Origin of the sequence: Azospirillum lipoferum (assembly GCF_024170005.1) — a bacterium.
GTDB lineage: Bacteria > Pseudomonadota > Alphaproteobacteria > Azospirillales > Azospirillaceae > Azospirillum > Azospirillum lipoferum.
This window is the reverse complement of the sequence record NZ_JALJXJ010000007.1, coordinates 368,323-388,328: the sequence shown is the minus strand read 5'-3', so window position 1 is coordinate 388,328 and position 20,006 is coordinate 368,323. Positions and strand designations below refer to the sequence as shown.

Annotated in this window: 16 protein-coding genes; 4 read left to right on the top strand and 12 right to left on the bottom strand. The window is 66.7% G+C overall.

Going from position 1 to position 20,006, the window contains the following annotated elements:
* Positions 1 to 92: 92 nt before the first annotated feature.
* The 8 genes from J2848_RS18085 to J2848_RS18050 form a co-directional block, all read right to left on the bottom strand.
* Entirely contained in the window at positions 93 to 1,037 is a 945-nt protein-coding gene (locus tag J2848_RS18085; RefSeq protein WP_149232110.1) for an ABC transporter substrate-binding protein, read from the bottom strand.
* 73 nt (positions 1,038 to 1,110) lie between these two features.
* On the bottom strand, positions 1,111 to 2,196 hold the full coding sequence (locus tag J2848_RS18080) for an ABC transporter permease (protein ID WP_246193932.1): 1,086 nt from the start codon (positions 2,194 to 2,196) through the stop codon (positions 1,111 to 1,113).
* Positions 2,193 to 3,779, bottom strand: a complete 1,587-nt coding sequence (locus J2848_RS18075) for a sugar ABC transporter ATP-binding protein (RefSeq protein ID WP_211103167.1) — start codon at positions 3,777 to 3,779, stop codon at positions 2,193 to 2,195. Before J2848_RS18075 ends, J2848_RS18080 begins: the two co-directional genes overlap by 4 nt.
* 78 nt (positions 3,780 to 3,857) lie before the next feature.
* Entirely contained in the window at positions 3,858 to 4,601 is a 744-nt protein-coding gene (locus tag J2848_RS18070) for an SDR family oxidoreductase (protein WP_149232111.1), read from the bottom strand.
* Positions 4,602 to 4,762: 161 nt separating this feature from the next.
* Positions 4,763 to 5,578, bottom strand: coding sequence for an IclR family transcriptional regulator (locus J2848_RS18065; RefSeq protein WP_211103168.1), 816 nt, complete (start codon positions 5,576 to 5,578; stop codon positions 4,763 to 4,765).
* 246 nt (positions 5,579 to 5,824) lie between these two features.
* Positions 5,825 to 8,935, bottom strand: coding sequence for an efflux RND transporter permease subunit (locus J2848_RS18060; RefSeq protein ID WP_149232112.1), 3,111 nt, complete (start codon positions 8,933 to 8,935; stop codon positions 5,825 to 5,827).
* A gap of 54 nt (positions 8,936 to 8,989) precedes the next feature.
* The gene (locus J2848_RS18055; RefSeq protein WP_149232113.1) at positions 8,990 to 9,493 is read right to left on the bottom strand and encodes a hypothetical protein; all 504 of its coding nucleotides are present in this window, start codon (positions 9,491 to 9,493) and stop codon (positions 8,990 to 8,992) included.
* An 82-nt stretch (positions 9,494 to 9,575) separates the two neighbouring features.
* The gene (locus J2848_RS18050) at positions 9,576 to 11,234 is read right to left on the bottom strand and encodes an efflux RND transporter periplasmic adaptor subunit (RefSeq protein ID WP_149232114.1); all 1,659 of its coding nucleotides are present in this window, start codon (positions 11,232 to 11,234) and stop codon (positions 9,576 to 9,578) included.
* A 378-nt stretch (positions 11,235 to 11,612) separates the two neighbouring features.
* Between J2848_RS18050 and J2848_RS18045 the strand changes: the two genes are divergently transcribed.
* The 4 genes from J2848_RS18045 to J2848_RS18030 all read left to right on the top strand — a co-directional run bounded on the left by J2848_RS18045 (position 11,613) and on the right by J2848_RS18030 (position 15,055).
* Positions 11,613 to 12,074: a hypothetical protein gene (locus J2848_RS18045; protein WP_149232115.1), complete on the top strand. Its 462-nt coding sequence runs from the start codon at positions 11,613 to 11,615 to the stop codon at positions 12,072 to 12,074.
* 113 nt (positions 12,075 to 12,187) lie between these two features.
* Entirely contained in the window at positions 12,188 to 12,514 is a 327-nt protein-coding gene (locus tag J2848_RS18040; RefSeq protein WP_211103169.1) for a hypothetical protein, read from the top strand.
* Positions 12,515 to 13,009: 495 nt separating this feature from the next.
* On the top strand, positions 13,010 to 13,963 hold the full coding sequence (locus J2848_RS18035; RefSeq protein ID WP_170307071.1) for a mitofilin family membrane protein: 954 nt from the start codon (positions 13,010 to 13,012) through the stop codon (positions 13,961 to 13,963).
* 33 nt (positions 13,964 to 13,996) lie between these two features.
* On the top strand, positions 13,997 to 15,055 hold the full coding sequence (locus tag J2848_RS18030; RefSeq protein ID WP_149232117.1) for a tetratricopeptide repeat protein: 1,059 nt from the start codon (positions 13,997 to 13,999) through the stop codon (positions 15,053 to 15,055).
* 72 nt (positions 15,056 to 15,127) lie between these two features.
* On the opposite strand, the gene J2848_RS18025 is transcribed toward J2848_RS18030, so the two are convergent.
* From J2848_RS18025 to J2848_RS18010, 4 genes are all read right to left on the bottom strand, one after another.
* Positions 15,128 to 16,168, bottom strand: coding sequence for a hypothetical protein (locus tag J2848_RS18025; RefSeq protein ID WP_149232118.1), 1,041 nt, complete (start codon positions 16,166 to 16,168; stop codon positions 15,128 to 15,130).
* 78 nt (positions 16,169 to 16,246) lie between these two features.
* Positions 16,247 to 17,125 (bottom strand): MICOS complex subunit MIC60, encoded by an 879-nt coding sequence (locus J2848_RS18020; RefSeq protein ID WP_149232119.1) that lies wholly within the window; start codon positions 17,123 to 17,125, stop codon positions 16,247 to 16,249.
* Positions 17,126 to 17,217: 92 nt separating this feature from the next.
* Complete coding sequence (locus tag J2848_RS18015; protein WP_149232120.1) at positions 17,218 to 18,753, bottom strand: ATP-binding cassette domain-containing protein; 1,536 nt, start codon at positions 18,751 to 18,753, stop codon at positions 17,218 to 17,220.
* Positions 18,750 to 19,874 (bottom strand): hypothetical protein, encoded by a 1,125-nt coding sequence (locus J2848_RS18010; protein ID WP_246193933.1) that lies wholly within the window; start codon positions 19,872 to 19,874, stop codon positions 18,750 to 18,752. Before J2848_RS18010 ends, J2848_RS18015 begins: the two co-directional genes overlap by 4 nt.
* Positions 19,875 to 20,006: the final 132 nt, after the last annotated feature.

The window sequence follows — 20,006 nt, the reverse complement described above, 5'->3', positions numbered from 1 at the left end:
GGAAGAAAGTGGCGTGCGCGGCGAGGGACCGGGAGCCGCGCACGCCCAAGGCCAGGAGAAGAGACTGTGCGGCCGGTCGGTAGGAAACCGGCTCAGTACAGGACGTTCTGGGCTTCCGGCGTCGCCAGATTGGCCTTGGTGACCAGCACCACGCCGGTGTCGATGGCCTTTTCGACCTTCTCGCGCTTGACCAGCTTGACCGCGGTCTGCACCCCCAGATAGCCCATCTGGTAGGAGCCCTGGACGGCGATGGCCTCCAGCGTGCCGTCCTTGACGAAGCCCTGGAGATCCTGGTTGCCGTCGAAGCCGACCGCGGTGATGTGGCCGGCCTTGCCGCTCTGGGCGAGCGCGCGGCCCATGCCGATGGCGGTCGGCTCGTTGGCGCCGAAGATGCCCTTCAGGTCGGGGTTGGCGGCCAGCACGTCGGTGGTCTGGTTCAGCGCCGTCGCCATCTGCGACTGGGAATAGAAGGGACCGACGATCTCCAGCTTCGAATGGTCCTTGATGTATTTGGTGAAGCCGCCGACCCGGCCGATCTCCGACCCGGCGCCGGCGACATAGGACATGACGGCGATCTTGCCGCTGGTGCCGACCTTGTCGATCAGCGCCTTGGCGCACAGCTCGCCCGCCTTGACGTTGTCGGTGGACAGCATGGCCTGATAATACTGCTTGCCGGCGTCGGCGATCGCGGAGTCGATCAGCACCACCGGGATCTTGGCCTCCCACGCCTTCTTCAGGGCCGGAACCAGCGCATCGGGGTCGGAGGGGGCGAGCACGATGCCGGCGACCTTCCGGTTCACCGCATTCTCCACCATGTTGACCTGATCGGCGATGGCCGATTCCGACGCCGGACCCTGGAAGGTCATGGTATAGCCGTCCGCCTCCTTCTGGGCGGTGGCCGCACCCTTCTGCACATTCTGCCAGAAGGTGGAGTTCACGGTCTTCACCACCACCGCGATTTCCTTATCCGCGGCCAGAGCCGAACATGCTGCGAGAGCGATGGCGGACGCCAGACAGGCCGAAACGAAGCGCTTCATGGTTTCACTCCCGATGGATTGTTTTGGGCGATTGGTTTGTTTTGGGCAGAGGTTTGCTGGTCGAAAACGCCGGTCAGCGCCGGTTGCGGATCTGGTCGATCCAGACGGTCAGCAGAATGACCAGACCGATGATGATCTGCTGGGTGAAGGCCGATACGCCGTTCATGTTCAGCCCGTTGCGCAGGATGCCGATCACGAAGGCACCGATGGCGGTGCCGGAAATCGTGCCCACACCGCCGATCAGCGAGGTGCCGCCGATGACGGCGCTGGCGATGGCGTCCAGCTCGTACATCACGCCCTCGTTCGGCTGGGCGGTGACGAGGCGGGACATCAGCACGCAGCCGGTCAGCCCGGCCAGCGTGCCGGACAGCACATAGGTGAACAGGGTGACGCCGGCGACATTGACGCCGGACAGCCGGGCCGCTTCGGCGTTCGATCCCACAGCGTAGATGTGACGGCCCAGCGTGGTGCGGCTCAGCATGATCGCCACGGCGATGGCGATCACCACCATCAGCACCACCGGATAAGGGATGCCGGGGAAGACCACGTCGGGAAAGCCGTCCTCGCCGATGCGGACGATGCGGAACATGGCGCCGTTGCCGAGCTCGCCGAAGGACTCGCCCAGCCCCGATACGGCACGGGCGCCGGTGATCTGCAACGCGACGCCGCGCGCCACCATCATCATGCCCAGGGTGGCGATGAAGGGCGGCAGCTTCAGCCGCGTCACGCACAACCCGTTCAGCAGGCCGCAGAAGGCGCCGACCAGGATGCCCAGCCCCATGCCGAGCGGTACCGGCGCGCCCGCCTTGACCGCCAGCGCCGCAACCACCCCGGCCAGCGCCAGGACGGAGCCGACCGACAGGTCGATGCCGCCGGTGATGATAACGCAGGTCGCGGCGATGCCGAGATAGGCGATGGAAGTCACCTGCAAGGCGATGGTCATGCCGTTGCCGACGCTGAAAAAGGCGTCGCTGGTCATGGAGAAGACGGTGACCAGCACCAGAAGCCCGGCGAGTGCCGCGAATTTCTGGATCAGGTCCTTGCGCCGGTCGTTCATCATCCGGCCGTTCATCGCCTGCGGACCGTCGCTGGTCGGCTGGCGCGGGGAAGCGGCCGTGGGCGACGTGGCGTCAATGGCTTTGGTTGTAGGATTGCTCATGTCGTTTCGGCTCCCGGTGCCGCCGGGCGGCCGTGGCCCGAGGCGAAATGCATGATCTCTTCCTGGCTGGTCTCGCGCGTGTTCAGCACGGCGGTGATCCGGCCTTCATGGAAGACGGCGACACGGTCGGTCAGGCCGAGGATCTCCGGCAGTTCGGAGCTGATCAGCACCACGCCGATCCCTTCGGCGGCCAGCCGGTCGAGAAGCTGGTAGATGGCGAACTTGGCGCCCACGTCGATGCCGCGCGTCGGCTCATCGAAGAACAGGATGCGCGATTGGCGGAACAGCCACTTGGCGATGACGATCTTCTGCTGGTTGCCGCCCGACAGCAGGCGGGCCACCTGATGCGGTGACGGCGTACGGATCGAGAGCATCTGGATATAGCGCCAAGCCGCCTGTTCCTCCGCCTTGCGGTCGATGAAACCCAGGGTGTTGGACACGGCCCCCATGTTGGCCAGCGTCAGGTTCTGGGTGACTGACATCTTGACCGCCAAGCCGTGGCTCTTGCGGTCCTCCGACAGATAGGCGATGCCGTGGGCGATGGCGTCGCGCGGGGTCTTCACCGTGATCTCGCGCTCACCCAGCCGGATGGTTCCGGTGTCCAGCGGGTCGGCGCCGAAGATCGCCCGCGCCACCTCGGTGCGGCCGGCGCCCATCAGCCCGGCGAAGCCCAGGATCTCGCCGCGCCGCAGCTCGAACCCGACATCGTGGAAGACGCCGCGGCGGGTCAGCCCGCGCACATCCATCAGAACATCGGCGGTGGGGATTGAGGTTCGCTCCGGAAACTTGTCGTCGAGTGAACGGCCGACCATCAGCGCCACGATCTCGTCGACGCAGGTGTCGGCGAAATTGCGGGTGTCGACGTACCGGCCATCGCGCAGAACCGTCACGCGATCGACGATCAGCGCCATCTCGTCCAGCCGGTGCGAGATGTAGACGATCCCCACCCCCTGTTCCTTCAATTCCCGGATCACCTGGAACAGCAGGGCGGTTTCGGATTCGGTCAGGGACGAGGTCGGCTCGTCCATGATGACGATCTCGGCGTTCAGCGACAGCGCCTTGGCGATTTCCACCATCTGGCACTGGGCGACCGACAGCGATTTCACCGGCGCGTCGGGGCGGATGTCGACGCCCAGCCGGTCCAGGCAGGCCCGGGCCTGCCGGCGCAGCGCGGTGCGGTCCACGAACCAGCCGCGTTTCGGCTCCCGCGCCAGGAAGATGTTCTCGGCCACGCTCAGATGCGGAACGAGGTTCAGTTCCTGGTGGATGATGGCGATGCCCGCCCGTTCGGCGTCGAGCGAGGAGGCGAAGCGCCGGACCTCGCCCTTGTAGGTGATGCCGCCCTCGTCGGGCTGGTACTGGCCGCTGATGATCTTCATCAGCGTCGATTTGCCGGCCCCGTTCTCGCCGCACAGTGCATGGACCTCGCCGCGCCGCAGGTCGAAGCCGACGCCGTCCAGCGCCAGCACGCCGGGGAACCGCTTGGTGATGTTGTCCAGCCTCAGCAGCTCGATTCCCGCCGGCGCCTGGTTCAGCCCAGGGGGGAACCGCTCGGGGACCGTGTCGAGCGACGCTTGCTGCATGGCTCCTCCCCATCCGGTGCGATTGGCACCGCCGTTTCTTGTTGTCGTCGCGGACCGGCCGAACCGGCCGGGGGCCGGTCAGGTGTTCGTCCAGCCGCCGTCGATGGCGATGGCCTGTCCGGTCATGAAGGAAGACTCGTCGGATGCGAGGTAGACGGCGAGTTTCGCCACCTCCTCCGCCGTGCCCAGCCGGCCCATCGGCTGGCGGGCGATGAAGGCAGCCCGCGCGGTGTCGTAGTCGCCCAGCGCCCGCATGCGGTCATGCAGCGACGGGCTGTCCACCGTGCCGGGGCAGATGGCGTTCGCACGGATGCCGCGGGTGACGTAATCGGCGGCGACCGACTTGGTCAGCCCGATCACCGCGGCCTTGGTGGTGCCGTAGATGAAGCGGTTCGGCGCTCCGATGAGGGAGGAGGCGACCGACGACATGTTGACGATGGCCCCGCCGCCGGCCTCCAGCATCCCCGGCAGGAAGGCGCGGATCATGCGGTACATCGACCGGACGTTCAGCGTGACGGCGAAGTCGAAATCCTCCTCGGGGCAATCCAGCACCGTGCCGGCATGGACATAGCCGGCGCAGTTGAACAGAACCGACGGTGCCGGCATTTCTGCTGCGAAGGCGCGGATCGCCTCCGGGTCGCAGACATCGAGGCGGCGGGTGGTGATGCCGGGCGTGCCGTCCAACTCGGCCAGCAGTCTGTCGTTGATGTCGGTCGCCACCACGCTGGCGCCTTCCTGTGCGAAGGCCAGGGCAGCAGCGCGGCCCATGCCCTGCGCCGCGGCGGTGACGATGGCGGTCTTGCCCTGCAATCTGGCGGTCATGGCGGTGTGTTCTCTCCCCAGGCTTGATCCCTAAGGCTCGATCCCAAGGCGCGACGTCCGGCTTGACTGGATTATTGCCGGATGCGCCGTAGTTGATACAATCCGCATCGCGGATCGCATGTTTTATATACACATCGCTGTTCCGCCTGTAAATCGATCTGTCAGTCCAACGAAAAGATTTCCGATATACGCCGGGTGGCTTCGTCCAGGGCGGCCAGGATTTCCTCCGGCTCCTTCGGGACCTGCCGGGTGCGCAGATAGGGGCAGGTCAGGGCGGCGACCGCGCCACCCTCCCGCCGGTCGATCACCGGGCAGGAAAGATCGACCACCGCCTCGGTGATTCCGCTGGGGCGGGCGACATGGCCGGCGGCACGGATGGCGTCCAGGTTGCGGGTCAGCGCATCCAGGTCGATCCAGGGATCCTCCCGCCGCAGCTCCTCATACAGGGCATGGCGCCGCCGGGCGCTGATGAAGGCCATCAGGCAATGGCCGGAGCCGGTGAGGACGAGCGGCTGGCGGTAGCCGATGCGGACGGTGAAGCCGATGTGGCTGGTGCTCTCCACCCGCGCCACCACGGCGATCTGCGTGCCCGACATCACGGCGAGATGACAGGAATAGCCGGTCTTCTCGGCGAAGGCGTTCATGAGGGGCAGGGCGATCTCGACCAGGGAGCGGTTGACCGGCCGGTTCATGCCCAGCCGGAACAGCCGGTCGGTGACGCGGAAGCGGTCGTCACCCTCCAGCCGCTCGATATAGCCGCGCTGCGCCAGTACCGAGACCATACGGAAGATCTCGCCCTTGGTCCGCCCCACCCCGTCGCCGATCTGCTGCAACGACTGGGGATCGCGGCATTCGGACAGGAATTCCAGGATGTCCAACCCCTTTTCCAGCGCCGGGGCCGAGTATCGCCGCTCCCGGTCCGGAGTGTCGGGCATATCGGCGGACATGTCGGTTGGGTCGGTATCGGTTCCGTTCACTGTGGCGCCCCTCTTTCACCGATGCGGCTTCGTTTTACCTATGATTCTCTGACTTCACCGGAAAAACAATGGAGGACTGCTGCCGTGCGCCGGCCTTCCGCTGCCCGGGGATGGCTGCGTCGGGTCGGCAGGCGTGCGCAGGCCTCCCCAACGAAGAGGAAACCTGACGGAAACCAAAGAGGAAGGGGACGAAGCGGACCGGCCGGGGCGCGGCAACCGAACGGCCGCGCCCCTGGCGATGATCTGTCAGAACGTCTCGTAGGCCAGCGCGGAGTCGGTGGCGATGACCCGGCAGATTTCGCGCTGGCCGAACAGTTCGAACAGCAGCGGGGTGGTGAAGGTGTCGAGCAGGGTGGAACTGATCAGTCCGCCGAAGATCGCCACGGCCACCGGCTGCAGGATTTCGGTACCGGCCCGGTCGTTGACGAACAGCAGCGGGATCAACGCCAACCCCGCCGCCATCGCCGTCATCAGCACCGGCGTCAGCCGTTCCGCACATCCGCGCAGGATCAGCTCCCGCCCGATCGGCATGCCTTCATGCAGGTTGAGGTTGATGAAGTGGCTGACCTTCAGAAGGCTGTTGCGCACGGCGACACCCGTCACGGCAATGAAGCCGATCAATGCCGCCAGGCTCAGATCCTGCCCGGAAATCCACAGGGCGGCGACGCTGCCCGCCACCGCCAGCGGGATATTGCCCATGACGATCAGGCACAGTCGCCAGGACCGGAAGCGCTGGTGCAGAACCAGGAAGATCAGGGCGATGGAGATCGGCGTCAGGATCGCCATCATCATCCGGCCGCTCTCGCCCTCCCGGAAGCTGCCCTCCAGGCTAGTGCGGTAGCCGACGGGCAGGGGGGTGGACGCGATGAGTTCCCGCATCTCGGCAACGATCTTGGCGGTATCCGAGCCGTCGGTGTTCGCCATCACAGCGATGCGCCGCACGGCGTCTTCACGCAGGATCAGGCTGGGGCCGGGCGTGACCGAGATGGTGGCGAAGGACGACAGCGCGACGGATCCCGACGGCGTGTCGATCCGCAGCAGCCCCAGCTTTTCCGGGGCACGGTCGCCGTCGTTCAGGCGCATGACCACGTCATAGCGACGGAGGCCATCGATGATCTGCGACACCGTCCGCCCGCCGGTGAAGCTTTCCAGCGCCTGGGTGACGGCAGCCGGCGTGATGCCGAACATTTCGGCCCGCTCGTAATCGACGGTGACGCGCAGCTGCGGCGTGAACTGCTGCTGTTCGACCAGCAGATCGACCAGACCGGGAATGTTGGAGAATTTCTCGCGGAACCGTTCCGCCAGCGTGCGCAGGGTGGCCAGATTCTGGCCGTAGATCTTCAGGATGATGGCGCCGCGGACACCGCTGTCCTCCGACTGCATGCGTTCGGTCAGGAACTGCGTCACCGACAGGTCGGCGGAGAAGATCGACAGCCGGCGGCGGATGTCGGCCATCACCTCGTGCCGGCTGCGGCCCTGATCCAGCACGATCTTGATCGGCATCTCGTTGTCGTTGACCGGATCCCCGTCGGCGTCCTGCTCGTACCGGCCGGCGCGGCGCGATATCGCCTTCACCTCCGGAACCTGCATGATGATCTGCTCGGCCATATGGCCGATCCGGTAGGATTCCTCCAGCGAGGTTCCCGGATTCAGCAGAAGGGTGACATAGATGTTGCCTTCGTTGAATTCCGGCAGGAAGGAGCGCGGCAGCAGCGGGACCGAGGCGGCGGCCAGCACCACGGCGATGCCGACGCCGATCAGCACCTGGCGCGACCGGTCGAACACCCACATCAGGCCGCGGCGGTTCAGCTGCTTCAGCCAGCATAGGAACCGGCCCTCATGCGAATTCTCCAGCCCGCGCATGCGCGGGAACAGGTAGGAGGCCAACACGGGCGTGATCGTGACCGAAACCACCAGACTGGCGAAGATCGATACGATATAGGCCATCGCCAGCGGGCCGAACATCCGGCCGGGCTGGCCCGGCATGGCGAACAGCGGGATGAAGACCAGCAGGATGATGGCGGTCGCATAGACGATGCCCGACCGCACCTCCTGCGAGGCGCGGGCGATGACGGTCATGACCGGTTCCGGCTTTTCCTGTTTCCGGTTCTCGCCCAGCCGGCGCAGGATGTTCTCCACGTCGACCACCGAATCGTCGACCAGCTCGCCCAGTGCGATGGCGATGCCGCCCAGCGTCATGGTGTTCAATGTCGCGCCGATCATGTGGAAGACCAGGACACTGACCACCAGCGAAATCGGAATGGCGAGCAGCGAGATCGCCGTCGAACGGACATTCGCCAGGAACAGCATCAGCACGACCGCGACGATGATCACGCCGTCGCGCAGGATGTCGCCGACATTGGCAATCGCCTCGTTGATCATGTCGGCCTGGCTGTAGGAGATCTGGCCGAGCTTGATCCCCGATGGTGCCGTGGCCTGCATGTCGGCCAGCAGCTGCCGGATCGCCGCATCCACCTGCACCGTGTTGGCCGACGGATGCTTGACGATGGCGACATTGACGGAGGGAATGCCGTTGAAGGCGCCGTCGCCGCGCTTCAGCCTTGCCGAGAATTCCACGCTGCCGATCTGGCTCAGCAGCACCGGCGTGCCGTCGCGGTAGGCGACGACCAGCTTGCGCATGTCCTCCAGCCGGCTGGACTTGCCGATGTTGCGGATAGGGAATTCCTGGCCGCGCGTCTCGGCGAAGCCGCCGCTGCTGTTGGTGCCGAAGGCGGTCAGCGCCTGTTCCACCTGTTGCAGCGTGATGCCGAGGTCGTTCATCGCCACGGGGTCGGGCGTGAAGCGGAAGGTCTTCACCTGACCGCCGATCAGGAAAGCCTGGGCGACACCCTCCTGCGCCAGGATGCGCGGACGCAGCACCAGCTCGACATAGTCGCGCAGCGCCATCGGGTCCGCCCCGCCGGTGACGCCCATATGCATGATCAGCCCGGTCGCCGCCGACATCGGCGCCATCTGTGGCTGAAGCCCGGCCGGCAGACGGTCGCGTACCTGCGCCAGACGCTCCATCACCAGCTGGCGGTTCAGCTGCGGGTTGGTTCCCCAGGCGAAGACCGCCATCACCCGCGAGAAGGAGGCGCTGGAGGTGCTGCGGACGCGCGTCACTCCGGCGATGCCGCTGAGTGCCGATTCGATCGGCACGGTGACCAGCTGCTCCACCTCCTCGGCTGCGAGGCTGCCCGATTCGGTGACGACGTTGACCGTCGGCTGGCGCAACTCCGGCAGCAGGTCGATGGGCACGTCGCGCGCGACGAACAATCCCCAGGCGACGAGGATGGCCGACGCGACGAGGACGAAGACGCGCTGGCGCAGGCTGAAGGCGACGATCGCCTGAAACATCGATGGAGCCTCAGCGGGTGGTGTGCAGCGGGTGGGTGTGCGGAGCGGATGAGGTCAGGTGGCTTTGGCGAGCGGGATGGCGACGGCGGAGCGGCGGGCCCGCCGCTGCATCAGCAGAACCGTGACCGCCGACCCGATCAGGCCGGATACCAGCGCGATGGTCAGCAGACGGCCGAACCCGACGCCGCGGACGGGCGTGGGCGATGCCGATTCCAGCACCAGCTTCGTCTTGGCTTCGCATTTGCCGGCGGCGGTGCTGACCGCCACGGTCAGGTTGTCCTCCCGCACGCCGTGCCCCGGCTTGTAGGGCGCGGTGAACAGGCCGTCCGCCACCTTTTCCATTGCCAGCGGCGAGCGGCTGTGGGCACGGGTGACGGTGATCACCGCGTCTTCAGCCGGTGCGTTGTCGGCGACCCGGTCGACATAGGCTTGCAGGCTGTCGTCGGCCACCACCAGCACGACGCCAAGGTCGCACATCTCCATCGCGGAGCGCGGAGCCCGGTTGGGCGCGCCGTCGCCGCCGTCATCGGCAAGAACCGGCGTGGCAAGGAAACCCACGCCCATGAGCCCGAGCGTGGCAAGAATTGCTCGGAGGCGGCCCATTCTGCATCCGGTCTGGTGCATCGTTCGCATCCTCCCCTTATTGCAGTTGTGTCATGAGACCGGTGCCGCGGACGACGATCCGGGCTCCTTCGGTCACGCCGTTCAGGACAAGGACGGTCTGGGCGTCGATGTCCTGGGTCTGCACTGCGCGCGGAACGAACGTTTCAGGTTCGGTCTGCTCCCACACCTGCTGGATGCCGTCGCTTCCGACCGCGATGGCCGCGCGGCGCACCGGCATGCCGCGCTGCGCCGCCTGTTCACCCGGCATCAGGACGGCCACCGGCCGACCGACCCGCAGCCCCTTCGGCGGGGTGTCGATGCGGAACAGCATGGGGATCGATTGCTGGCGGACCGACGGGCCGCTGCCCATGTAGGTGACGGTCATGCTCTGCCCTTCCGGGGTGCGTGCGCTGGCGTGCGAACCTGGCGAGGCGTCGGCGGCGATCGTCGGATCGGGCACCGTCACCTCGACCCACAGCTGCCTTGGGTTCACGATGTCGAACACCATTTCGCCCGGCTGCGTGACGCGCCCGGTCACCGCGGTGGAGGATGCGATCACCCCGTCGATGGGAGCCCGCAGATATTCCTGGGTCTTCAGCTGCGGCAGCAGTGCCTCGCGTTCCTGGCGCAGGCCCTGGAGGCGGGTTTCCAGCTGGATCAACTTGCCTTCGCGGAAGGGCACGAAGCTGAACTGTTTGGTGATCTCCAGGCTTTCCGCGGTGATCCGGATCTCATTGGTCAGGCGGGCGATCTCGCGCCGGACGCTGCTGCGGTCGACGACACCGACCACCGGCACCACCATGCCCAGGATCTGGCCCTTGCGGACCTCGTCGCCGACGACCGGAATACCGGTTTCCGGTGCCTCGAACCGGCCGAGCAGCCCGGCTTCGACCCGGCCATGCGCCTTCGGGTCGGGCACGACCCGTCCGTTCAGCTTGCGGACGGCGCGCACCTCCGAGACGGCAGCACGTTCGGTGCGCACCTCGAACATGCGTTGCAGGCCCTTCGGAACGAAATAGGAGCCGTCGGCGTTCCGGGCGGAGCGGTCGTAGACCAGATTCGCCAGGAGGCCGGAGGGGATCGGCTGGAGCGGTACGTGCACAGGCTCTTCCGCCGGTTCCGGCGCTGGTGCAGCCGCGGTCTCCGCGGCGGGGCTGGTCGCGGCGGCCGTTTCCTTGCCCGGCATGGCGCCCGGCATGGCGGGCGCCGCGGATTGCACCGGCACCGGCGCCGGCTCCTGCGCAGCTATAATGGGGGCGGCCGAGACGGCAGGCTGCGCGACCGGGGCCGGCGCGTGCTCGTTTGCGGTATCGACGAACTCCGGCCGCGACAGGGGAGTCTTGTTGACTCCCATCATATAGGCGGTTTCGTAGAGAGCCTGTCCGACGCCGGTATAGGCCGACGACAGAATGTCGCCCGCCGACCACAGCAGTCCCGTGGAACTGCTGTAGAGGTAACCGGCTGCGGCGCCAGCCGTCTGGGTGATCGATTCGAGCCCACCGGCGGGTGCCGGCGGTTGTGCCGTCGAGCCAGGGGCGGCGACCGCAGCCGCGGTACCGGTCGACCCTGTCTGCGGTTCTTCAGCCGCGCCGGCATGCGCCGCAATGAACGGTGCCGCGGCGATCGCTATTGAAAGAACTACCGCTGCCTGCTTCGAACGGCTGGTGGACAGGCGGGCCGGACGATTGATGGCCATAGATGCGAACCCTCGGACACACTCCGAAAGAGAGTCTGTCAAAGGTTATAAAGAAATAGCAAGCGCGGCGATACGGATTCACCCGGCAATCGATATTGTCACGGAGCGTGGAAGGCAGGGGGGCGCATCGCCGTTGCCCCTGCCCGCGAAAAAGTATCCCCAACGCCAATCGTATCACCCACGTGTCACGGACGAGCAATCCGGACACTTCCCCGGCGGTACGTCGCGAACGTGACGCCGGCACCGGATGCGCCATCGACACACCATGCCGGCCGCCAAACTTAGGGAGTCGTGCAACCCATCCAGGGAGATCGTGAGATGCCCATCCGGAGGAGCGGGCAAGGGCGCGGGAAAGAGCGCCGGCAGGGGCGGCGAGGCGTGGCGTCCGCCGTGCTCGCCGCCATGGCCGTCGTAACGTCGGCGGCAATTTCGCCGGCTTTGGCGGCCGCAGCTGCCGGTTCCGGTGGCGGGGGCGTTTCCTGGCCGGCGCTGGCGGAGATCGCCACGCCATCGGGGCAGCGGGAGGTCGCCGAACGGCAGGCGGCGGGATGCGCGTTGCTGGGGCTCGGCGTGACCGGCCTGGCGATGGCGTCCGGGGCGCTGACGGCGGCGGGAACCGGCGGTGCGGTGGCGGCGCCGGTCGGGGCCGCGCTTGGGGAGGTGGTCGCCTATTTCGGGGCCGGCTGCACCATCGGCGCCTTCCTCGCCGCGCTGCCATTGTTCGGCTATGCGCCGGCGGACGCATCGGGTGAAGCGGGTACGGCGGTGAAAAGCGGTCCGCCGCCGCGATTCGACGGCGAACGCATCGTAACGGACGTGCAGCCTTCAGCGCTGCGCTGACGCGTGCGGTTGGCGCCCGGTCCCAGAGTGTGGCCGGGCAATCGGGGCGAATGGCGGTGCTCGCATTTTCGTGGTAGCGTCGTACCGGTTTCCCAATGTCCGGAGTAGATCCCATGCGCACGCTGTCGCCAATGGTGTTCGCCGCGTTCCTGGCAATCGCGCCGTTGAGCGCCGGTGCCCAGACGGTTCCGGCCCCGATCCCGGTTCCTCCGCCCGCCTCCTCGACGATCCTCGGCATGTCGCCCAATCAGGCGCTGGCCATCGGCGTCGGCATGATCGCCGGTGGCGTCGGCATGAGCGCGCTGGCGGAAGGGCCTCTCACGACGGTGGTCGGCAGCATCGCCGGCGCCCTGATCGGCAACTGGTGGTATGCGACACAGCCGATGCCTCCACGTGCGATGCCGATGCGCTATCAAACGTCGGTCGCCGAAGCCGACTGAGCAGACCCCTCTTAGCGACCCCCCATGAGCGGACCAGGGACTGCTTACGCATCATCGTCCTCTCTCCGGCGCCTTGTGCCGGCCGCTCATGGCGGTCCGGCTGAGGCGCTGTGTCCTGTTTTTCCCTTTTGTGGTCACGGGCGGCCGCGCCGTGGCGGGCAGCTCATCCAGGATTGCCAAATATAATCGGGTATTGCGGCATAAAAAGTAACGTAGTCCGGGATCGAAACGACTCCGTGATGCAGGCGATCATTCCGGTGCCACTGTTTGTACGGCGCTGAAAGTGCCCGGGACCTTCCGGTATGGGCGCGCAGAGGGCTTTCTTAAGCCACTCTTTTGAGGTACCTTTACCGTATATGGCGTTCAGATTATCGCTGTAGCCAATTCTATGAATTTCAGCAGAGCCCTTGCGGGTCTGGCGGCCCCGTCGCCGGAACCGTCCATTGAAACTGAAGGTGATCGCCAGCCGTCACCGCCATGTCAGGGAACCGGAGCATGACGACCAGCAATCTGGCCGGCGACCAGGATGTCGCGAATCCGCCGCAGCATTCATCGCAGGGGGCGGAAACGGCCACTCCATTCACGGCAACCTCGGCAGGCACGCAAGGTGCTGCGGCGGCATTCCAGGAGCCTCCGCCGCCGGTCCGCGGTTCGGGCAGAACGATGCCCATCCTGGCGGCGGTCGTCGGCATCGCGGCAATCGGCGGCGTGCTGCTTGCCTTGCAGTCGCATGGCACGGCTCTGAAGGACCTGTCTGCCCGCATCGATTCGCTGGAGCGCAGGCTGGACAGCGCCGCTGCCGCCACGGCTCCCTTGCCCGACCGGATCGCCGGGATCGAGAAGGCGGTTGCCGGGCTGGAGGGGCGCGTCGCCCAGGCTGCGAAGGCGTCGTCCGATCTGTCCGGCATTCCTCCGGTCATCCACGTGATGGCGGCGCGGCAGCTGCGCGCCGCCCTGTCGCGTTCCACCCCGTTCCAGGCCGAACTGGCCCTGGCGCGCTTGGCGGGCGTGGTGGATGGAGACGTGGCGAAGCTGCTGGACGTGGTGGCGCCGCGCGCCGTCGAAGGCGTGCCGACGCGGGACGATCTGGTCGCGCGCTTCGCCCTTCTTGTGCCCGCGGTGCTCGGGTCCGAGCTTGGGGGCGGGCCGAGCAATGTCGGAAACGCGATGTGGGGCTGGGTCACCGGCGTGACGACGGTGCTGCGGCCGCCGGCCGAAGAGGCGGCCGGCGATGAGAATCGCCCGTCCGCCCTGCTGGCGCGTGCCGGCATCATGCTGGAGGCCGGCGACCTCGCCGGCGCCGCCGAGCGCATCGCCCTGCTGGAGGGCGCGCAGGCGGAAGCCGCCGCCCCGTGGCTGGCCGACGCGCGGGCACGGGTGGCCGCCGATCAGGCGTCGCTGCTGCTGGCGGGCCGCATGGACGAATTGCTTGCGACGGCAAAGCGCTGAAGAAAACGGAAAATTCGGAGGGGGGCGAGAAGCATGGATTTCGGATTGTTATCGCTTCCGGTGCTTGCCTTGTCGGCGCTGCTCGGCTACGCGGTCGTCTTCGACACCAGCACGGTGATGTTCCACGACATCGGAGTTCCCAACTCCATCGAATCGCAGGGCTACACGCCCAAGGTCATGGCGGCCCGCCTTGCCAACGAGGTGCGCTCGATCGACCAGAAGGCGCGGACCGTGAAGGATATCCGTGACTTCTCGCTGCCCGACGACGATTCCGCGGTCAATGCGCTGAGCGACTATTTCAAATTCGCCGAACCGATCCGTGCGACGCAGGAAATGCTCGGGCTGGTCCGCTTCACCTTCAACGGCGACATGGTCGCCCGTGGCGATGACCTGCATCTGTCGGTGCGCGGTTACGGCTACAACGGCCACAAGCCTTTCAATCAAAGCATTTCCGGCAAGGATCCCAACCAGATCCTGCATGAGATGGCGATCGACATCGTCCGCTTCATCGACCCCTATGTCGTCGCCTCCTACATGTACGAGACGACGCACGACGCCAATTCCAAGGACTTCGCCAGTGCGATCCGCGAGGTGCGCTATTGCATGGTCCATCTGCCGAAGGGCGACCTGCATTGGGCGTACAACCTGCACGGCCTGATCCTGACCCAGCAGGGCAAGCAGCAGCAGGCGATCGAGCGCTTCAACGAAGCCCTGAAGCTGAAGCCCGACTTCCTGCTGCCGGTCTACAACACCGGCAACGCGCTGCTTGAGATGAAGCAGTACGATCAGGCCATCGCCAAGTTCAAGGAAGTGCTGAACCGCGATGCGAAGGGCAATACCCGCATGCCGCATGCCTACACGCAATGGGGTGTGGCGCTGATGCGCCAGGGCCGGTTGGACGAAGCGGCGCAGATGATGCAGAAGGCGATGGCGATCGATCCGATGTATGCCGACGCCTATTACCAGTTCGGCCAGCTCCTGCGGCAGCAGGGCAAGACCGAGGAAGGGCGGGAGATGATCCAGCGCGCCATCGACCGTGCCCCGCAACGCACGCTCTATAGCGCGGAACTGACTCAGGCCCTGACCAACTGATCCCGCATTTCGGCTTGATCGGCAAGGAAAGACCCCTGACGGAAGACCGTCGGGGGTCTTTCCTTGTCCGGTTCATTGAGTGGCGCCGAGGGTCGCGGTGATCAGGGCCCCGGCGACGGGGGAGACGATCCCCGACAGCTCCTGGTGGTACCGGTTCAGTGCCCCGTGCGCCTCTTCCTCCAGCGCTTCGCGCTCGGTCGATTCCCACAGCTTGAGCGCCACGAACTCGACAGCCAGACCGGCGCCGAGCACCGTCGCTCCGGCTGCCGCACTAACCAGGAACGGTGCGGTTTCCACCAGCGACACCGGGGCCACCGCCAGGACCGTCGGCTCGACGATGGTACCGATGCCGCGGCGTGCCGCCTGCCGACCCGCCATGACCAGCGCCTCGCGCTGCCCCAGCCACCCGACCTCGTCGTTGGGGTCCGAGATCGGCAGCGCCGGACGGACAGAGGAGAGGGTAGGAAGGCCGAGCGCGTCGGCTTCGGACATCATGGCGGCGACGGGCGCGGTAGCCGATGCATGGCCGCGCTCCCGAGCCAGACGGTCCAGCGCGATCCGGCGTTCGGCGACGAAGGCCTCCCGCTGGTTTGCAGCGTTCAGCGTCACATCGTCCATTGCCTGGGTAAGCCGCGTGCGCACCGTGACCGGCTTCAGGACCATCTCACGGAAACGCTCGGCCACCGCGATTTTCACAGCCGATTCGGGATCGGTGCCGGTGAAGACGCCGCCGACCGCGGTGAATGTCAGGCGATAGGTGGTGAAGAAGGAAAAGCGCCAACCGACGAAGGCCGGGATCTCCGCCCGCATGGCAGCAACCATCCCATCAATGCCGGTCCGCAGCCGCAACTCGGCATCCTCAATGGCAGTGCTGGCGGCGCGGGCACGGGCACGGCGCGTTTCGGCGAGAAATGCCTCCCAGTCGGACCGCGCCAGAACGATCGGCGCCGCCGGGTCTCCGGCCCGCCCGCTGCGCACGATCGCGACCCATTCGGTCTGCGCCCGATCAGGGCTGACCGAGTCCGGCTTGGCGGATTGGGCCAGGACCGGCAGACAGAAACCGCCTGCCGCGGCGGCCAGCGTCAGGAACCCGAAGCCGATGCTTCGCCTCATGGTCTTTACCACGGCCGTTACCATGGGGCGTCGCCAGGACGGCCCGGCGGTTGAGCGTCCGAACCTCATGCGCCCAGGTCAGGTCCGGTTCAGGAAACGGCCAAGGGTGGTGGCGACATACTCGGCGATGATGTCGTCGGCCTGGTTGGCAGCCAGCCGTGCCTGCGCCTGTCCAAGCCACGGACGAACCGCCGCCGCCGCGTCGCCTTCCAGTGCCGCGAGGATCTCGACGGCACCATGCAGATCGTTCTCCGCCAGCCGGGCCTGTGCCCGCGCTGCGATGCTCGACGGCCGTTCCGGACGTGCCGCCTCTTCCGCCGGTGCCGGCTCCTTCGACCAGCCCGTGAAGTTGGTCAGCCAATGGACCATGGACGGCCGGGTTTCCGTATAGGCCAGCATCTCGGCCAGCCCGGCGAATTCGCGGCGCAGTTGGAGTTCCAGCGGAATGCCGATGCTGGCATAGGACTCGACGCTTTCCAGCAGCGGAGCCAGCGTGTCGAAGGTGCCGCCGAAGGCCTTCACCGCCTTCAGCTCGGCGTCGAAGGGCACCGGCCGCCGCATCATCCCGCGCAGCTGCAGCAGGGCAATGACGCGAACCTGCGTCTCCATGCCCGCTTCGGTGGCCTTGAAGCCGGCCGTTTGCTTGTTGGTCTTCGCCACGGTGTCGGTCAACTCGGCGAGCCGGCGGTCCAGTTCGGACAGCGACTGCACCAGCCGGCCGGTTTCCACATCCTGCCGGGCCTGCCATTCGACACCCGCCGGGCGCAGATGCAGGAAGCGATAGACCGGCGGTGTCCAGTAGGGGGCGGTCACCGTCGCCGCCAGCGCCGCCAGCGCGACGAGCATGGCCGGTCGGCCGCTGCCGTCCGGACGCCGCGGCGGCAAATCGTCTTGGCCGTGATGGTGAGCAGAGGATGCCGGGATGGCGCCGGCGTTGGGATCACTGTCGCTCGTCATGACCACGGCTCTCAGTTGTATGGTGCGCCCCCACTGTACCGCATATATCCAACGCGCGCACCACACGAAAGCGCTCGGGAAAAAGTGTCGGGCTACAGCGTCAGGACCGAAATCACGGCGTGCACCAGCAGCGTCAGGGTGACGCCGATGATGATCGACCGGGCGATGGCGGCATTGATCTCCAGCACCGACTCCTTGCGCCCGCCGCCGATGACGATGGCGGCCGCACCGGCCAGCAGGGCACTGAGACCGACCTTCAGCAGGACCCATCCCATGCGGGGCGTCACATGGCCGCCCTCCAGGATCAGCTTCTGGAAGAAATGCTCACGCCACAGCTCGAAATTCTGCTGCGGGAACTGGAGATGCCAGGTCTGCATCGAGCTCCAGCCCGCCACCCCCAGCGACAGCACCAGCAGCATCAGCGCCCCCATCACCATGTTGATGAGGATGGCCGAATAGATGTAGGTGCGCGCGGTGATCCCGAGATTGTCCATCGCCTTGAACTGCGAGGACAGCACGCGGTTGCCGATGTCGGCGGCGATGATGGCGTTGTTGCGCGCCACGAACAGGATGCTGGAGATCAGCGGCACAGCCACCGTGCCCTGCACCAGACCCAGGCCGACCAGCGTTTCGTCATGCAGCAGCGACTTCAGGTAGCCGCCGAAGGAGTTGTAGTGAAAGCCGAACCACATCGACACGAAGCCCATGATGAGCGCCCCGGCCCCCATGTAGATCAGCATCAGCGGCGATACGCACAATTCCCAGAAATACTCCGCCATATAGCGGCCAAACCAGTAGAGCCGTGACCGGTGGCCGATGGAGGACGGCCACGGATTGCGCCGGTCCTTGCCATTCTGGGGGGCGGCCGTGTCGATTTGAGCCGTACCGGTGGAAGCCGCGCTGCCCGAATCGAGCTTCATCAGCTCGGCCTCGATCGCGTCGGCGTCCTTTGGCACCTCCACCAGCCGGCGGGAGCGGGTGTCGAGCAGAAGCACCCGGTCGGCGACCGGCAGCAGGTCCTTGACGTGATGGGCGACGATCAGCGCCGGTTTCCCCATGCCGACGCACAGGTCGCGGATCAGTTCGCCGAGCCGCCGCGCCATCCGGACGTCGAGGCCGGAGTTGGGCTCGTCGAACAGCAGAACCGGACGGTCGGCCAGCAGAGTCCGCGCGATCGCCAGACGCTGGCGCTGGCCGCCGCTGCACGACGCGACGGTCTTGTGGACGCCGATGTCGCCCAGCAGTGCCGTCGCATCGGCCAGCAGCGCGGGGGCGGGCGGCCGGCCGGCATGGTCGGCGGCGATCCGCAAATTCTCCAGCGCGCTCAGATCGTTGAACAGCGCATGGTCCTGGAAGACGATGCCGCCGACATGGCTGCGTTCGGACTCCAGGTCCAGCTTGCGGTCGCCGCAGGTCAGCCGGCCGGTGACCCCCCAGCCGCCGGGCCCGGTTTCCAGCAGGCCACCCAGCAGCTTGACGATGGTGGATTTTCCCGAACCGCTCGGCCCCACCAGCAGGACGATCTCCGCCGGCTTGATGGTGAAGGTGGCGTCGCGCACCAGGACCGCACCGGTCGGGCGGCGGATGCCGAGCCCGGCGATTTCGAGCGCGTTGTTCATGGTGGTCATTGCGGCACGCCGTACAAGAGAGGCCGGGGAGCGAAGCGGTCGAGGGCCAGGATCTGGTCGCGCTGGCGCGGGCTGGTCAGGATGACCAACTGGCCGGGGCGCCCGGTGATGAAGCCGCGGAAGATGTAGGCGGCGAGCGCGTTGAGGTCCGATTGCGGATGGACGCCGAACAGGATCTGCGGCGCCAGCCGGGCCAGTTCGTTCGCCGGCTGGGAAGCCGGGGTCAGGTAGGCGCCCAGCCGCTGGTCGGTCAGCAGCCGGTGCACCGCATCGCGCATCCGCGGATCGCGCACCGCGGCATCCATCGCATTGTTGGCGAAGGTCTGCATGAAGGCCTTCGCCTGCCAGCTGTCCAGGATGCGCTGGGTCGTCTTCTCGACCAGCCCCTGTTCGCGCACGTCGCGCTGGATGCCCTCCAGCGCCTGTTCGACCGGCGTGAGGTTCCACGGCTGGTCCTGGAACAGTTTGAGCACCGAGCCGACATTGGCCGACAGCATGTCCCACACCATCGGTTCGGCCCGCTTCATCACGATGCCCCGCAGATCGCGTCCGATCGCCTCGCGCAGGACCGGTTCGGCGCTGCGCACCAGCTCGTCATAAGCGGCCTTGGTGCCGGGATGGTGCCAGGCGGTGTCGATGGCCTGACGGCCGACGTCCTTCAGCACGGAGCGGTATTCGTCATTGAATTCGGGCGAGCGCAGCACCGCGTCGATGGCGTCGCGCAGGCCCACTCCCAGCTTTTCGATGCCGCGCCGCAGCGCGGCGCGCTCCTCGTCCGTTGCCAGGAGCCACATGACTCGGAGGTCGGCGTTGAACAGCAGACCCTCGCTTTCCTGGGTCAGTTCCGGATCGGACGGGTCGTAGAGCGTGACGTCGATGCGTCCGCCGGTCTGCATCCGGGCGACGCCGGCCCGCAGAGTCGAATGGTCGGGGCGCAGGACGAAGACAGGCATGCCCTCATCACCGGCGGCCGGATCGCCGTCCGGCAGACGGTAGGCAAGGGTGGATGGGGCGTTCCGTGTCGGCAGCGCGGTCCAGCCCGCGGAGAGGAACAGGATCGCAAGGCCGACGCTGGCAGCCATCGCCGCCGGTCGGCCGAACATGACAGTGAAGGCGCGCACGGATCCGGATAACCTCTTGCAGTGTGGACCTTCCGATGCGCGGACGGACGCAGCGATAACACGTGTCCGGCGTCAGATTGTAAAGCAGCTTTGTCACGGAGACGAACCGGCAAGAACGCTGGTCGGCGGGGG

What these genes read in the sequence shown, in the direction of transcription:
- J2848_RS18075 (WP_211103167.1), bottom strand. Translation starts at nt 3,779, where the DNA reads ATGCAGCAAGCGTCGCTCGACACGGTCCCCGAGCGGTTCCCCCCTGGG.
- J2848_RS18070 (WP_149232111.1), bottom strand. Translation starts at nt 4,601, where the DNA reads ATGACCGCCAGATTGCAGGGCAAGACCGCCATCGTCACCGCCGCGGCG.
- J2848_RS18085 (WP_149232110.1), bottom strand. Translation starts at nt 1,037, where the DNA reads ATGAAGCGCTTCGTTTCGGCCTGTCTGGCGTCCGCCATCGCTCTCGCA.
- J2848_RS18050 (WP_149232114.1), bottom strand. Translation starts at nt 11,234, where the DNA reads ATGGCCATCAATCGTCCGGCCCGCCTGTCCACCAGCCGTTCGAAGCAG.
- J2848_RS18060 (WP_149232112.1), bottom strand. Translation starts at nt 8,935, where the DNA reads ATGTTTCAGGCGATCGTCGCCTTCAGCCTGCGCCAGCGCGTCTTCGTC.
- J2848_RS18040 (WP_211103169.1), top strand. Translation starts at nt 12,188, where the DNA reads ATGCGCACGCTGTCGCCAATGGTGTTCGCCGCGTTCCTGGCAATCGCG.
- J2848_RS18080 (WP_246193932.1), bottom strand. Translation starts at nt 2,196, where the DNA reads ATGAGCAATCCTACAACCAAAGCCATTGACGCCACGTCGCCCACGGCC.
- J2848_RS18020 (WP_149232119.1), bottom strand. Translation starts at nt 17,125, where the DNA reads ATGACGAGCGACAGTGATCCCAACGCCGGCGCCATCCCGGCATCCTCT.
- J2848_RS18015 (WP_149232120.1), bottom strand. Translation starts at nt 18,753, where the DNA reads ATGACCACCATGAACAACGCGCTCGAAATCGCCGGGCTCGGCATCCGC.
- J2848_RS18035 (WP_170307071.1), top strand. Translation starts at nt 13,010, where the DNA reads ATGACGACCAGCAATCTGGCCGGCGACCAGGATGTCGCGAATCCGCCG.
- J2848_RS18030 (WP_149232117.1), top strand. Translation starts at nt 13,997, where the DNA reads ATGGATTTCGGATTGTTATCGCTTCCGGTGCTTGCCTTGTCGGCGCTG.
- J2848_RS18025 (WP_149232118.1), bottom strand. Translation starts at nt 16,168, where the DNA reads ATGAGGCGAAGCATCGGCTTCGGGTTCCTGACGCTGGCCGCCGCGGCA.